Origin of the sequence: Dactylosporangium darangshiense, assembly GCF_039537565.1 — a bacterium.
Lineage (GTDB): Bacteria > Actinomycetota > Actinomycetes > Mycobacteriales > Micromonosporaceae > Dactylosporangium > Dactylosporangium darangshiense.
The window spans coordinates 365,336-380,189 of record NZ_BAABAT010000001.1 but is presented as its reverse complement, the minus strand read 5'-3'; the positions used below and the strand labels follow the sequence as shown (position 1 = coordinate 380,189).

The 14,854-nt window shown below is 72.7% G+C and carries 9 protein-coding genes; 4 read left to right on the top strand and 5 right to left on the bottom strand.

Features of this window, described 5'->3' with window-relative positions:
- Positions 1-6: 6 nt before the first annotated feature.
- Positions 7-4,800: a hypothetical protein gene (locus ABD901_RS01630; protein ID WP_345120365.1), complete on the bottom strand. Its 4,794-nt coding sequence runs from the start codon at positions 4,798-4,800 to the stop codon at positions 7-9.
- A gap of 157 nt (positions 4,801-4,957) precedes the next feature.
- Positions 4,958-6,418 carry a C40 family peptidase gene (locus tag ABD901_RS01625; RefSeq protein WP_345120364.1) on the bottom strand — a complete coding sequence of 487 codons (1,461 nt, stop codon included), beginning with the start codon at positions 6,416-6,418 and terminating at the stop codon, positions 4,958-4,960.
- Positions 6,419-6,749: 331 nt separating this feature from the next.
- On the opposite strand from ABD901_RS01625, the gene mqnE reads away from it, so the two are divergent.
- Positions 6,750-7,919 (top strand): aminofutalosine synthase MqnE, encoded by a 1,170-nt coding sequence (gene mqnE / locus ABD901_RS01620; RefSeq protein WP_345120362.1) that lies wholly within the window; start codon positions 6,750-6,752, stop codon positions 7,917-7,919.
- Between the two features lie 18 nt (positions 7,920-7,937).
- A complete protein-coding gene (locus ABD901_RS01615; RefSeq protein ID WP_345120361.1) occupies positions 7,938-8,219 on the top strand; it encodes a DUF4229 domain-containing protein in 282 nt (93 codons plus the stop codon).
- A gap of 4 nt (positions 8,220-8,223) precedes the next feature.
- On the opposite strand, the gene ABD901_RS01610 is transcribed toward ABD901_RS01615, so the two are convergent.
- The gene (locus tag ABD901_RS01610) at positions 8,224-8,976 is read right to left on the bottom strand and encodes a VOC family protein (RefSeq protein ID WP_345120360.1); all 753 of its coding nucleotides are present in this window, start codon (positions 8,974-8,976) and stop codon (positions 8,224-8,226) included.
- 43 nt (positions 8,977-9,019) lie between these two features.
- The gene (locus ABD901_RS01605; protein WP_345121113.1) at positions 9,020-11,035 is read right to left on the bottom strand and encodes a HelD family protein; all 2,016 of its coding nucleotides are present in this window, start codon (positions 11,033-11,035) and stop codon (positions 9,020-9,022) included.
- A gap of 275 nt (positions 11,036-11,310) precedes the next feature.
- On the opposite strand from ABD901_RS01605, the gene ABD901_RS01600 reads away from it, so the two are divergent.
- Entirely contained in the window at positions 11,311-11,868 is a 558-nt protein-coding gene (locus ABD901_RS01600; protein WP_345121111.1) for a Uma2 family endonuclease, read from the top strand.
- Positions 11,869-12,085: 217 nt separating this feature from the next.
- Here ABD901_RS01600 and ABD901_RS01595 read toward each other — a convergent pair whose 3' ends face one another.
- Positions 12,086-12,598, bottom strand: a complete 513-nt coding sequence (locus tag ABD901_RS01595) for an LURP-one-related family protein (RefSeq protein ID WP_345121109.1) — start codon at positions 12,596-12,598, stop codon at positions 12,086-12,088.
- A gap of 656 nt (positions 12,599-13,254) precedes the next feature.
- Between ABD901_RS01595 and ABD901_RS01590 the strand changes: the two genes are divergently transcribed.
- Entirely contained in the window at positions 13,255-14,817 is a 1,563-nt protein-coding gene (locus tag ABD901_RS01590) for a hypothetical protein (protein ID WP_345120359.1), read from the top strand.
- Positions 14,818-14,854: the final 37 nt, after the last annotated feature.

Genomic DNA, 14,854 nt, shown 5'->3' with positions numbered 1-14,854 from the left:
GCACGGTCACTTCTTTGGCGAAGAGACTCCGCCGAAGATCCCGTCGATGAAGTTCTGCGCCAGCGTGACCGCGAGGTACCCGCCGACGATCAACACGATCACGATCACCGCGATGATGATGATCACCCGCCGATTGCCGGACCTGGCCGGCGCCTCGTCGTCGTCATCATCGGACTCCGCGGTCCCTTGACTCAGGATGTGCCCGGTGAGCGAGCCGGAGTTCTCGAGCGGACTACCCCCGCCGTCGGCCGGGAGGGACGACGCCGACGCGCCGCTCTTCCCGCCATACACGGTGCCGGCGGAGGCCCGCTCGCCGCGAGCCCACTTCCCATAGCTTTCGGCCGCAGGGGCCGGATCGGATGCCTCCTCTAAAGCAGGCTCCTCGTCGGGCGGCGGGATGGCCGGGGGCTGCTGGTGCTCCGGGGGCTGCTGAGCGGGCGCACCGGTAGACGGGTAGACGCTCCCCGGCGCCCGATTGGCCGGCGGCGGGAAGTCTCCGCGCCCAGGCCAGTTCTGCGGTGGTACCTCATGATCGCTGCTCTCCGTTCCAGATGCGCCACCACCCGGCATCGGCGGCGGCGCCCACGCGGGCCCCCCGCTGGTCGGCGGCTGCCCCCACCCCTGCTGCGCAGGCGGCGTGGACGTGGGCGGCTGCCCCCAGCCCTGCTGGGCGGGCGGCGTAGACGTGGGCGGCTGCCCCCAGCCTTGCTGTGCAGGCGGCGTGGACGTCGGCGGCTGCCCCCAGCTCGGCTGCTGGGCGGGCGGCGTGGACGTCGGCGGCTGGCCCCAACCCTGTTGGGCGGGCGGCGCAGACGCGGGCGGCTGACCCCAACTCGGCTGCTGGGCCGGCGGCGTAGACGTTGGTGGCTGGCCCCAGCCCTGCTGCGGCTGGCCAGGCGGCGGCGTCCACCCCTGGGCGGGCTGCTGCCCCCAGGCTGGCTGCTGCTGCCCCGGCGGCTGCGGCTGCGGCGGCTGCGGCGGGTTCCATCCCTGCTGGGCGGGCGGCGCGGAGGCGGGCGGCGGCGTCCATCCCTGCTGCTGCGGCGGCTGGTTCCCGCCCGGCTGCCACCCCTGCGGGGGCGGCTGCTGCCACCCCGGCTGGGCCGGCGGCGGGTTCCACCCCGGCTGACCCGGCTGCTGCCCGGCGGGCGGCTGCCCCGGTTGCCCAGGCTGCCCTGGCTGCCACCCCGGCTGGCCAGCGGGCTGGCCGGGCGGCGGCGTCCACCCTTGCTGCTGCGGCTGCGGCGGCGGGTTCCAGCCCTGAGCGGCGGGCGGCTGGCCCCACCCCGGCTGCCCAGGCTGCTGTCCCGGCTGTTGTCCCGGCTGCACGGGGTAGCCCGGCTGTCCCGGCTGCGGCGCGTACTGCCCAGGCTGACCGGGCTGTCCCGGATGCCCCGGTTGGCCGGGCTGCCCGGGTTGTCCCGGGTTGGGCGCCCAGCTCTGCTGCCCGGGCGGCGGCGTGACGTACCCGAGGCGGTTGCCCCCTTGCGGCGGGTTCCACACCGGCGGCGCCCCGGCCTGCTGCCACGGCGCGCCGGCCTGCGGCACGGGCGCCGAGGGGTCGTCGTGTCCCCAGGGATGCTCGGCGGACGGCGTCGTGTACGCCGGCGGCGCGGGCGCCTCGGGAGCCTTGGGCGCTGCCGCGTCACCGGGGTCGTCGCCGTCGGTCGGCAGCGGCGGCGGCTCCTGCGCGACGAGGAACGGCGAGCTCTCGACCGGCGGCGGCGTCTGGTCGGCACCACCGAACGGCGGCGCGGGCTGCGAGTCGGGGATCCCGTACGACGGCGCCGAGCCGACGCCGAACGGGGCCGCGGGCTGGGAGTCCGGCACGCCGTACGAGGGTGCGGAGCTGCCGCCGAACGAGGACGCCGGTTGCGAGTCCGGCACGCCGTACGACGGCGCGGAGCTGCCGCCGAACGAGGGGCCGGGCTGCGCGTCGGGGATGCCGTATGAGGGTGCGGCGTTGCCGCCGAACGAGGGCGCCGGCTGGGAGCCCGGGACGCCGTAGGACGGCGCGGCCGGAGCGTCGGGCGCGGACCGGGCGCCACCGAATGGCGGCGGGCCCTGGAGCGGCGGTGGGCCGGACACGGGCGCACCCGGGATCGGCGGCGGGGTCCCCGGGATCGGCGGCGGTCCGGACATGGGCGCACCCGGAATCGGGGGCGGCGTTCCCGGGATCGGCGGCGGGCCGGAGACGGGTGCGCCGGGGATCGGGGGCGGCGTTCCCGGGATCGGTGGTGGGCCGGAGACGGGTGCGCCGGGGATCGGCGGCGGGGTCCCCGGGAGCGGCGGCGGGCTGGATACAGGTGCGCCGGGGATCGGGGGCGGGCCCGAGACGGGCGCGCCGGGGATCGGGGGCGGGCCTGAAACGGGGGCGCCGGGGATCGGCGGCGGGCCGGCGAACGGCGGGATGCCCGGCAGCGGCGGCGGCTGGACCGCGCCGAACGGGGCGGCCGGTTGGGCGTCGGGGATGCCGTACGACGGGGCCGGCGGGGCGTCCGGGGCCTGGAACGGGCTGGGCTGGAACGGCGACGGCGACGGGAACGGGAACGGCGGCTGCGGCTGTGGGCGCGGGAACGGATCCGGCGTCGGGCCCGGCTCCGGGGTCGGCTCCGGCGTCGGGATCGGCTCCGGCTCGGGTGCCGGCGGGTACGGCGTCGGGATCGGCTCGGGGGCCGGGGCCGGTGGGAACGGGGTGGGCTCCGGCTGTGGTACCGGCTCGGGGCTCGGGAACGGCGACGGGGTCGGGCCGGGGATCGGCTCGGCCGGCTCGTCGTCGGCCGGGGTCGGGTCGGCGGACGGGGGCTCGGTGCTGGCGGAGCCGCCGCGGTACACCCTCGGGGACGCGGTGCTGCCCCGGGCGGCCTGGGCGGCCTCCTCGGCGCTGACCGTGTGCAGGCCCGGCACCGAGGCGCTCGCCCGGGCCGCGGCGACGGCGGCCACGGCGGCGGCCGCTCCCGCGCCCGCCATGATGCCCGAACCGCTGCCTGCGCCCGGTCCAGCGCCGGCGGAGCCGCCACCCGGGCCGCTCACGTCTGCGCTGCCAACGCTCGGGCCGCCGAAGTCGGCGCCGCCCGGGCCGCCGGCACCGGGTCCGCTGACGCCCGCGCTGCCGATGCCCGGGCCGCCGAGGTCGGCGCCGTCCAGGGCGCTGACCTCGGCGCTGTCGATGCTCGCGGCGCCGAGTTCGTCGGCGGGGGGCTCGTTGTTAAGGGCGTACGAGGCCGGAGCGCCGGACGCCTGCGGTACCGCGGAGAAGAGGTCCGCGGGCGGCGGCGCGACCGGAGGCTCCACCGCGGCCGGGCGGGCCTGTGCCGCGAACGGGTGCCGGATGGGCGGCGGCTCGTACGCGGGAGGCTCGGCCCCCGAGCCCGACTCCTGCGGTCCGTAGGAGGACGCCGGGGAGCTCTGCGGGAACTGGTACGGCGACGGCGCCGGGTCGTTGGTGGGCAGCGGGTACGCCGCCGGGGCCGGGACGACCGGGTCATTGGTGGGCAGCGGGTAGGCCGCGGGGGCTGGGACCACGGGCGGGGGCTCGACCGGCGCGGGCGGCTCGGGGGCCGCTGCGGCCGGAGGCTCCGGCGTGGCCGGGGAGTCCGGGCCCGACTGGGCCGTCCAGGGCAGCGCGAACGCGTCCCACGACGACTCGGCCTGCGTCCGCGGGGCGCGCAGGCGGCTCGGCAGCGGCGGTGGCTCCTGACCGGCGGGCGCCTGGAACGGGGTGACCGGCTGATACGGCGCCGGCTCCTCAGCGGCGGCAGCCTCGTACGGCGACGCCTCCGAACCGGCCGGCGGGTACGAAGGGGGCACGTCCGCGGCGGCGGGCTGGAACGGCGTCACCGGCTGGAACGGTGCGACGGGCGGCTCGTACGGGGCAGGCGCGTCGAGAGGGTCGCCGGACGGGGCGACAAACGCGGACGAACCACCATCCGGGGCGTCATGACCCAACGGGTCCGGGTCGGCGTCGGGGACGGAGAACGCGCCGGCGCGGTAAATGCCGGCCTCGTGACGTACCTCCGGGATTTCGCCCTCGGGAGTGCTCACGGCGGCAACGGTCGCGCGGCCCACGATCGGGGTCTCCGAGCCGTCATCCGACGAATCAAGATCCGAAGCAGGGACGTCGGGGGAGGAGAGATCCGCGGCGGGGGCAAAGCCGGACACCGGGGCGGGGCCGAACGGGTTGGCCAGGCCACCCGAATCTTCACCCTCGGCCCGCGGTGCCTCGAAAGGCGGCGCCGAGCTCGGCGGGGGCGGGGTCGGGTCGGTCGGCGGCGGGCCGTATACGCCGGCGGCCGGCTCCAGGCTCGGCAGCCGGTAGGCGGGTGCTTCCTCGACCGCTGCGGCGATGACCTCCGCCTCGGGCTCGGCCGCGGGAACCGCCTGCCCGAAGACCGGAGCCTCCGGGGCCGGAGCCTCAGGAGCTGCAGGAACTGAGGGAGGTTCGGGAGCCGAGGGAGCCGGGGTGGAGGTGTCCGAGAAGGCGGCCATCAGGGCCGCTACCTCCGGATCCTCCTCCTCGTCCGCGGCGCCGGCCGACAAGGGGTCCCCACCGGGCCACAGGCCGTCCAGCGGAGCCTGCGGGGGCTCGTACGCCTGGTCGGGCAGCTCCTCGTCCGTGGGCTCCGGCGGCAGCTCCGCGCCGACCGGGGGCGGTGGGGGCAGCGGGGGCAGGTCACCGCTGTCCTCCTGGGGTGGCCCGCTGACCGGCGGCATGCCGCCCGCCGGCGCCGAGCCGCCGAACGAGGGGCCGTTCTGCACCGCCTCGCCGCGTGCGCCGTCTCGCGTCTCCCGCTCGTCCATCGCTGCCCTCCATGAACAGGGTGCCCTTTCGGGCATCATCGCGTGCCCGACGGGCCCCCCTTCCGTCGGTCAACGGGTCCACGGTGCCACATCGAGTCACGCGTTGCTGGGTCGGCGTGCGTCGGGTTTTGGATCTACCCGGGCGGTCCGCCTGGTGTCAGCTGCTCGAAGCGCTGACCGATGCCCGCGGCGTCGTGCTCGGGGTGGCGGAGCGGACCGTGGCGGGTGACGACTGGGCCGAGCTCGCCGGGCTCGGGTGGTCGTCGGCCGGCGGGTCCGAAGGCTCGGACGCGGGCGTTGTCGGCGGGACCGACGGAGACGCGGTCGTCTCGGTCGGGCTGGGCGACGTGCTCTTGGTCGGGATCGGCGAGGCCGTCTCGGTCGGGATCGGCGAGGCCGACGCGTTGCGGGTCGGGCTCGGCGACGAGGAGGTCGTGGTGCCGCCGCCAGGGGCCGTGGTCGTGGGCTGGCCGGGTGCCGGGACCGCGTCGAAGATGCGGGTCGCACCGAACAGCTTCGACCAGCGCACCTCGGCGATCTTGACCTTCTGGCCGCTGGTCGGGGCGTTGACCATCTTGCCGCCGCCGATGTAGATGCCCATGTGGTAGATCGTGCGCCAGTCCGACATGTCGGTGGCGAAGTACACGAGGTCGCCGGGCAGCAGCTGGTCGCCGGGCCTGGTCTTGGTCGCGCGGATCGCGTGCGTGCCGTGGTACATGTCGGCGGCCACGCGCGGGACGTGCACGCCGACCTGGGCGTAGGCCCAGTAGGCCAGGCCGGAGCAGTCGAACGTGTCGGGGCCCTCGTCGCCCCAGACGTACCAGGCCTTGTTGACCTTGCTCAGCGCGAAGTTGAGCGCCTGGATCGCCTTCGGGTTGGCGACCATGCCGTCGACGACCGGGTTGTCGACCAGGTTGGGGCTCAGGGACTGCTCGTGAGCGTCCTCCTGGGCCTCGAGCTGCTGGATCATGGCGTCGTTGTCGGCGCGCATCTGCACGTACTTGGCGTTCTGCGCCTGGAAGTCGGTGTCGATCGGCGTGTACGCCGACTGGGCCGCCTTGACCGCGTCCTGCGCCGCCTGGACCTCCTGGCGGGCGGCCGACTCGGCCTCCTGGGCGCGCAGCAGGTCGCGGGCGGCCTCTTCGCCGCCGGGCTGGCCGCCGAGGCCGGGCGCGAGCAGGCCGAACTGGTGCAGGTCGTTGGCGTAGCTGTCGAGCGGGCCGAGGCCGGTGGCGTGCTTGTACGCCTCGGCGGCGGCCGCGTCGGCCTTCTCCTTGAGCTCGGCGACCTTCTCGCCGGCCGCGGCGAGCTTCGCCTGCGCGTCGGTCAGCGTGTTCTGCGCCGTGTCGAGGTCGAGCGAGGCCCGGTTCCGTTTCTCGCCGAGCTGCGCGACGGTGATCTGCAGCTGCGTCAGCTCGGCGGCCTTCGGGCCCTGGGTGGTCGCGGCCGGCGGGGCCGTCGTGGCGTCGGTGCCGGGCAGCACCAGCTGGCCGGAGGCGATCGGCCGGGAGCCGGTGTCGGGGACGTCGCCGCTCGGGTCGGCGTAGGCGGGGCGCGTGATCAGCGAGCACAGCATGGTGCAGACCAGCGCGGCGGCCGCCACGGTGCTGCGACGCATGCGGATGCGTGGACGCCGCTCGACCGCCGCCGCCCGCACGATAGACGTGCCGGACGCAGCCGTCGAAGCACCGAATACCGCTGGTGGCTCCGGTGTGTCGTCCGGAAAAGCCGCCCTCAGTACAAGCCCGCTCATCGCCACCGTCCCAGTCGGTAAGCCATGCCAAAAGGTCGATCGTTGCCGATCGATCAGTCGGTCTGCCGCCCGACCGTGTTCCTGCCCACTTTTTCTTACCGTACGAAGGCAACACGCGTCGAGTGGTGATCAATGTCAGGTTCGTCGTAGGGAGGTGAATGTGAGAGGAACGGCAGGTCCGACGTACGCTGACGGCGTGGACGCGGGTCTGAAGCGGGAACTGGAAGCCAAGGTCAACGCCGGCGAGCGGCTGAGCCGGGAGGACGGCATCGCTCTGTATGAGTGCGATGACCTCGTCTGGCTGGGCAAACTCGCGCACCAGGTGCGGACCGAGAAGAACGGCGACCGGGTGATGTTCAACGTCAACCGGCACCTGAACCTGACCAACGTCTGTTCGGCCAGCTGCGCATACTGCTCGTTCCAGCGCAAGCCGGGCGAGAAGGACGCCTACACGATGCGCATCCACGAGGCCGTCGAGAAGGCCAAGGAGATGGAGGACGAGCAGCTCACCGAGTTGCATATCGTCAACGGACTTCACCCGACGCTGCCGTGGAAGTACTACCCGAAGGTCCTGCGCGAGCTGAAGGGCGCCCTGCCCGGGGTCAAGCTCAAGGCGTTCACGGCGACCGAGATCCAGTGGTTCGAGAAGATCTCCGGCCTGCCCGCCGACGAGATCCTCGACGAGCTGATCGACGCCGGCCTGGAGTCGCTGACCGGCGGCGGCGCGGAGATCTTCGACTGGGAGGTCCGCCAGCACATCGTGGACCACGCCACGCACTGGGAGGACTGGTCGCGCATCCACCGCCTCGCGCACAGCAAGGGGCTGCGCACGCCGTCGACCATGCTCTACGGGCACATCGAGGAGCCCCGCCACCGCGTCGACCACGTGATGCGCCTGCGCGAGCTGCAGGACGAGACCGGCGGCTTCACCGTCTTCATCCCGCTGCGCTACCAGCACGACTTCGTCGACTCGGCCGACGGCAAGATCCGCAACCGGCTGCAGGCCCGCACCAAGATGGCCTCGCCGGCGGAGAGCCTCAAGACGTTCGCCGTCTCGCGGCTGATGTTCGACAACGTGCCGCACGTCAAGTGCTTCTGGGTCATGCACGGGCTGTCGGTGGCGCAGCTCTCACTGAACTTCGGCGTGGACGACCTGGACGGCTCGGTCGTGGAGTACAAGATCACGCATGACGCCGACAGCTACGGCACGCCGAACACCATGCACCGCGAGGACCTGCTCAACCTGATCTGGGACGCCGGGTTCCAGCCGGTCGAGCGCAACACGAAGTACGAGGTCGTGCGGGAGTACGACAAGCCGACGCCCCTGGCCGAGCGCCGCGCCGTGCCGCAGCAGGTCTGGGCCTGACGTTACGCTGGGTGCACCATGTCTCCGTTTCTGAAGTACACGCTCGCCCGGCTCGGCCTCTTCGGGCTCGTGGCGCTCGCCGTTCTCGCCTTGCCGATCGACGTCAGCGTCCTGCTCAAGCTGATGATCGCCGTGCTGGTCTCCGCCGTGCTGGCCTTCTTCCTGCTCAAGGGCCTGCGCGACGAGGCGTCCGTCCAAGCCGTCGGCATGGCCGAGCGGCGCTCCGAAAAGCGCGAACGGCTGCGCGCCGCGCTCAACGGGGATGACGATGGTGGCGGAAACGCCACCAAAGCGGACTAAAGCCCTAGAGCATCCAGTCCTCGGTGAACTCGATCACAGCGAAGTGCGCGCCCGTGGGGTCCGCCGCCCGAGCGTAGTAGCCGGCCGAGGCCGGCTGCGGGCGGCGGGCCACCGTGCCGCCGAGCTCGACGACGCGCTCGCACGCGGCGACGCAGTCGGCCACCATGAAGCACACGGTCCAGTGGTCGGGCACGCCCGCGGGGAAGCGGTGGTCGATCGGGACCAGGCCGCCGACGGTGTCGTTGTGGTGGTGCAGCTCGAAGTAGGACTCGCCCTCGCTGTCGGCCTCGACCGTGTGCCAGCCGAAGACCTCCTTGTAGAAGGCGCCGGTCGCCTCGAGGTCGTGCGTCGCCAGCTCGTACCAGCAGATGGCGCCCGGCTCGAAGGAGACCTGCGCGCCGACGAACCGGCTGCGCAGCCACGTGCCGAACAGCGCGCCGCCGGGGTCGCTGAACGTCGCGGCGGTACCGAGGTCGCGCACGCTCGCGGGCGGCACGCGCACGGCGCCGCCGGCCCGCTCGACCTCGGACGCGGTGCCGGCCGGGTCGTCCGTGGAGATCGAGATCAGCCAGCCGCCGCGCCCGTCGGGCCGGCCCTGGCGCAGCCCGGCCGCGGCCCGCCCGCCGAGCGTGAAGTGCCCGTCGTCGTTGCGGCCCCAGCCGAAGAGCCCGCCGTAGAACTCGGCGGAGACCGCCGGCTCCGGGCTGACCAGCTCCGCCCAGCACGGTGTCCCTGGTGCGTAACCCCGCACTCGCATTGCGCGCTCCTCCGGATCTTCACGCTGAAGGCAGATACTGCCATCACATCGGAGCGGACGACAGCCCGTCCAGCGGAGCGGGCAGTGGGCGCGCATGGAGCACATCAAGGCGCGAGACGGCCCGGGTCAGCACGACGAAGAGCCGGTTGAGCCCCCGCGGCTCGGCCGCCACGATGTCGGCGGGCTCGACCACGATCACGTGGTCGTACTCCAGGCCCTTGGCCAGGCCGGCGGGGAGTACCGTAACCCGGGCATCACTGTCGGTGTCCTCCGCGGCGGCGATCGCGATGCCCGCCGCACGGATCGCCTCGGCCAGCGCGCCCACGGCGGCGTCGGCCGCGATGACGCCGACCGACCCCGGCTGCTCCAGCGCCGAGCGGACCGCGTTCACGACGGATCCGTCGATTTCCCCGACGGTACCGATGGTCAGCGCGCCGTCCGCGCGCAGCGAGCGCGCCGCAGGCACGTCAACCCCGAGCGCCGGCAGCAGCCGGTTCGCGAGCGCGACCACCGCGGCCGGCACCCGGAAGCCCGTGGTCAACGGCACGACCCGGGCGCCCGGCTTGCCCAGGTGCGACAGCAGCGTGCCCCAGTCGCGCGCGGCCCACGGCGCCGTGCCCTGCGCCAGGTCCCCGAGCAGCGTGATCGAGCCGTGCTCGCTGCGCCGCGCGATCACCCGCGCCTGCATGGGGGAGAGGTCCTGCGCCTCGTCGACCACGACGTGCCCGAAGGACGGCACCCGGTCGATCAGCCCCGCCGCCTCGTCGATGAGCACCGCGTCGGCCGCGCTCCACTTGGCCGACTTCGCCGACTTCGGCGGCTTCGCCCAGCGCAGCGCCGCCCGCTCGGCCTCGTCGAGGTCCTCGTCGATCGGGTCGCTGAGCACCTCGAACACCAGCTGCTCGGGCGTGACCGCCGGCCAGACGGCGTCGAGCAGCTCGGCGACGGGCGCGACCTTCCCCATCCGCCGCTGCCAGCCTTCGCCCGGCGAGTCGCCCCGCCGCGCCTCCGACTGGCGCATGAGCAGCGACACGACCCGGGCGCGCACCCGCTCGCGGCCGGTCGCGTACGGCGGGGCCTCGCGCCGCACGTCATCGACGATCCGCCGCAGCGCCTCGGCCGAGATCCGCCAGCGGTACGACCCGTCCGAGACCGTGAGCGCCTCTTCGGGGCGTCGGATGCGGGCGAGGAGCCGTTTTTGCAGTACCGCTGCCATCTTGTCTTGGTTCTTGACCTCTGCGGCCCGCTCGTCGTCCACCGCCCGGACCGGCGTGGCGAGGAGCCCGTCGATCGTGGACTGCCGGACCTCGACCTCGCCGAGGGTCGGCAGGACGCTCGCGATGTACTGCAGGAACGCGGTATTGGGCCCGACGATGAGCACACCGGCCCGGCGCAGCCGCTCGCGGTGCAGATACAGCAGGTATGCGGCCCGGTGCAGCCCCACGGCCGTCTTGCCCGTCCCGGGCGCCCCTTGCACGCAGATCGACTCGTCGAGCTCGGCGCGCACGAGCTCGTCCTGCTCGGGCTGGATCGTGGCGACGATGTCGCGCATCGGCCCGACGCGGGGCCGCTCGATCTCGTCGAGCAGGATCTGGCTCGTTCCCTGCTCCTCGCCGCGCCCGAGGTGCTCGTCCTCGAAGCTGGTGAGCTCGCCCTTGACGAACCCGAACCGCCGTCGCACGTCGACGTCCTGCGGGTCGCGGGCGCTGGCCTGGTAGAACTTGCGCGACAAGGGCGCGCGCCAGTCGAGCACCATCGGCTCGCCGGCGGCGTCGGTGACGTGCCGCCGGCCGACGTGGTACCGGTGCTCGTCGAGGTCGAGCCGCCCGAAGAACAGCGGCGTGTCGGGATTGTCGGCGAGGTCGGCGATCCGCCGGGCCAGGTGTCGGCCGAGGGTCTCGGCGGCGAAAGGGTCGCCGGCGACCTGGTCTCCGGTGGCGTAGAGGTCCTCGGCATGCTCGCGCATGCGCTTGAGCGCCGCCCGTGAGGCGGCGAGGTGGTCACGTTCGGTCTGCAGGTCTGTCTCGAGTGAGAGCACGGTGATTTCCTTCGCGGGAATCCGCTCGCTCGCGTATCCGGGCTCAGACCCGGCGCGTGGGACGTCCGCTGCGGTGGCTACCTCACCGCGGCCGTCAAGCGGACAACGACACTACGCGCGATAGCTGGACCGCTCCACCGAATTTGAGGTTGCTTCGAGGCTCGAGGGTTGGTGGCCGGCCGAGTTGCGGAAGCGCAGAGGGGCTGGTGTCCCGTGCGGTCGAAGCCGGTACTGCTCCCTTCTGGGCGGTCGGCGTGGCACCCTTGTGGCAGGATCCGTCGGGAGGTGAGTCGCCGATGAGCGTGGCCGTGCTCGAGCATGTCGGTCCGTGGAGCGAGGACGAGTACTTTGCACTCGGCGAGACCACGAACCGGATCGAGCTGTTCGACGGGAGTCTGCTGGTGAGTCCAGCACCGACCATGCGCCATCAGCACGTCTCCCGCCGACTGGCGAGTCTGCTCGACCCAAATGCCGACGCGGCCGGCCTCTGGGTGTTCGAGGCGATCAACGTGCGCCTGGCGAGCGGCCGGATCTTTATCCCCGATCTCGTGGTCACGCCGGTCGAGGACGGCACGACGGTGGACGCCCGGGATGTGGTGCTGGTCGGCGAGGTGGTCTCGCCGGGCAACGCGGGTGCTGACCGGCTGTTGAAGATGCAGCTCTACGCCGCCGCGCGGATCGGGTGGTACCTGCTCGTCGAGCCGGGGAGGTCGGCTTCGGTGACGGTGCGGCTGCTCCGCCTGGATGGTGGGCATTACACCGAGCATGCGGTCGCGAAGGACGGCGAGATGCTCACCGCAGACGGTCCGTTCGCCATCGAGATCGACACCGGCGCCCTTCTGCGTCGCCGATAGCGCGACGGCCCGGGGTCCCGAGCTTGCCGACGAGCTCTCTCCAGACCTCGGCGGGACAGGTGGCCGATCGACCTGATTTGAAGCATCGCAAGAGTCCGCTATGCCGATCATCGCCGTGCCGAGCGCTGGATGCCACGACGTGGTGGCCGGTCGGCCGACGATGCGGATCGCCGCCGACCGGCGGCGATCCGCATCGGGTCCCCAGGTAGGCGTCGGGTCAGCGAGCCTGCAGCGCGTCCAACGCGACTGCCATCGCGATGACGAGGCGACGGTCCAGCTCCGGGTCGTTGATGGTGATCACATAGCGGTCGCGAAGGGAGAACTTCTTGTTCACCGAGAAGGCCACGGCACCATTGCGGACGAAGTCGAAGTGGTAGGGCAGGAAGCTCAGCACGAAGCGGCGCAGCAGCGCCACGGGCAGGCTCCGCTCCGTGCCGGTGATGACACCGACTGACGGCTGCTCGAGGTGCCACGTCGACTGAAGCAGCGACTTGGCGAAGTCCTTGCGGAAGTTGCCGATCGCCGAGCCTGAAGCGTCGGTGACGTCGTAGGTGGCGCCGAGATCGATCACCTGGCGGGCCTTGAATCCGGCCACGACCTGCGACTTCGTGCTGTCCGTGTAGAGGGTGACCTGCTCCTTGAGGGCCATCCGCTTCTGCTGGGCGAAGGCTACGAGGTCGCCGGGGGTGCCGCTGCCATCCGATGCGAAGACCTCGTACTGGTTGACCATGAGGGTGATGCGCTGCTTGAGGTGCAACGTCTGTTGCTTCTGCAGGGTGGGGGTGTCCACGTTTGCCTTTCCGGTCGAAACAAGTCGCCTATCGCGGCGCGCGCGGCCTGCACAGTAGCGCGTTTCCGCCGGACCTACGTCCCCAGTTGATCAAGTCCGGAGGATCGGTGCTGTGGATCGCCGGACGGATGAACCTGTTGGCCGTGGGTAGCGAGGCGAACTGGGACACCGTGAGGAGAGGATCGGCATGATCGGCGTCGTGGGGCGGCAGCAGGCCGGGTCGAGGCTGAGCTCGGGCGCAGGGCGCGTCCTCCGCGAGGCCGCATCGGCGCGGTCCGGTCAGCGGTCGCGTCATGGACGTGGATGATGCGGTGCCTGCCGCCGGTGGTGGCCCGGGGGCAGGGCCTGATACCCGTGAGGGTGACCTCGCCCTGCTGCGGGCGTATGAGCCGGTGATCCGGTACACAGCCGGAGAACTGTTCCTGCCGACAGCCGTCGACGCCTACGTCGCCCGGGCCGGCCTGTGGCGGCGGCGGCCGGGTGAACGACGCGACGAATGCCTGGCCCAGAGCGGTGAGCTGACGCTGGAGCGCCTGGCCGCGGAGGGGGAGCGGTTCGCCGCGGACGGCCTGTACCTGCGCCTCGTCGACCGCCCGATGGATGGTGCCGAGTACCGGCGGTGGCGCCGCGAGGGGGCGCAGCCGTCGTTCCGGCCGAGTAGCCGCTTCGCCGCCGTCGGGCTGTTCGCGCGGCTCGTCGACGCCGGGCTCCGCCTGTCCATTCTCCTGCGGGGGACGTTACCCGGCGGCACCCGGGCGGCGGCGCACCGCCTGTACGTCACGCACATGCAGCCGAACGATCATCCCTACTACGCGAGAGTGTCCCGGGACGGCGGCTACGTCGCCCTGCAGTACTGGTACTTCTACCCGATGAACGATTGGCGCTCGACGTTCAGCGGCATCAACGACCACGAAGCCGACTGGGAACAGGTGACGATCTTTCTTGGTGAGACACTCACCGGCTCCTTGCGCCCGGCCTGGGTGGCGTTCTCGGCACACGACGAGGTCGGCGACGATCTGCGCAGACGCTGGGACGACCCGGACATCGAGTTCGTCGGCACGCATCCGGTGGTGTACGCGGGGGCCGGATCGCACGCCGGTGCCTACCTGCCCGGTGAATACGTGACGACCGTCGCCCTGACGTGGCCGAACCGCCTCGCGGCTGCGTTGCGGCAGATGGCACGGACTGTGCTGCCCTGGGCCAGGGACATGCCGGAGACGATCGCCGGCATCCCCTTTATCGACTATCACCGCGGCGATGGCCCGGGCATCGGGGCGGGCGAGCGCAGGGCCTGGCATCCGGTGTTGATCGACGACGACACTCCGTGGATTCGCGCCTACCGAGGGTTGTGGGGGCTGGACACACGGGACCACTTCGGCGGCGAGCGGGCACCGGCCGGGCCCCGGTATGAGCGCGATGGGGCGGTCCGGCCGGGCTGGGCGAACCCAGTGGCGTGGGCAGGCCTCGACGAGGAGTACCCGACCGCCGAGCACGGTGCCGTGTTGCGGGAGAGCCGTGCAAGCTGGCTGGAACGACGCCTTGCCGAGATCGCCGTCGAGATCGACGTCCACCGGCGGACGTCGCGGGAGTTGCGTGCCAGCGACCGGGCCAGGGCGGCCTACACGAGCCACGCCGGTGCAGACAAGACGCGCCGCCGTGACAGGACCGGCTACGGCCGGGACGGCAGGGAGACCATCGCGTGGCTGCACACCGAGCAGACCGCGCTCCGCGAGGAACTCGATGCGATCGTCCGCGCGAGAACCCAGCCGCCCATCGAGGCTCCACATGCCCATCTGCGCCGCCGTGCTCTTCCGCTGGCCGCCGACGCCCCGCGCCGGCGGTTCCTGGCGATATGGTCGGCAGCATCGGTGTCGGTCATGCTGGCCGGAGTCGCGCTCGTCGTGATAAGCCCGCCCATCGGAGTCCTCTGGTCGTTCGCCGGATTGATGGCTCTCATGCTCGCGATCGAGGCGGCCGCCCGCGGCCGGCTGGTGCGGTTCGCGGCAACCATGGCCGTGGCCGGCGCCGTTGTGTTCGCCGTCCTGGGCGCCGTCGAGGTGGTCGTCCGTAACTGGCGGGCCGGAGCGGCTGCGGTGCTGATCCTCGCATCATGCGTTCTCCTCGTCGGCAATCTGCGCGCGTGGATGACGACCCGTTGATGCGACGACCGTGGCTGGTCTGAACTAGTGCAGATAC